The 254-nt window shown below is 40.6% G+C and carries 1 protein-coding gene; it reads right to left on the bottom strand.

Annotated elements, in window-relative coordinates:
- Window positions 1-254: hypothetical protein (locus AAEY83_RS16955; RefSeq protein WP_351060984.1), on the bottom strand; the 254-nt coding region annotated here is incomplete at both ends.

Here is a 254-nt window from a genome sequence, read left to right as displayed (position 1 = left end):
ATGGTACACCTAGTGGATTCAATACGATATCTACCGTACGACCTTTGTCATCGTAAGGCATATCTTCTACTGGTACGATAGTCGAGATAACACCTTTGTTACCGTGACGACCCGCCATTTTATCACCCGGTTGGATACGACGTTTAACAGATAGGTATACTTTAACAATCTTAAGTACGCCCGGTGCTAAATCATCACCTTGGGTAATTTTACGACGTTTGTTTTCAAACTTTTTATCGTATTCAGCTTTAAGC

This window comes from Psychrobacter sp. TB20-MNA-CIBAN-0197 (assembly GCF_040309765.1).
Classification (GTDB): Bacteria; Pseudomonadota; Gammaproteobacteria; order Pseudomonadales; family Moraxellaceae; genus Psychrobacter; species Psychrobacter submarinus.
The sequence above is the reverse complement of the archived record's forward strand: the minus strand, read 5'-3'. Positions and strand labels throughout refer to the sequence as shown.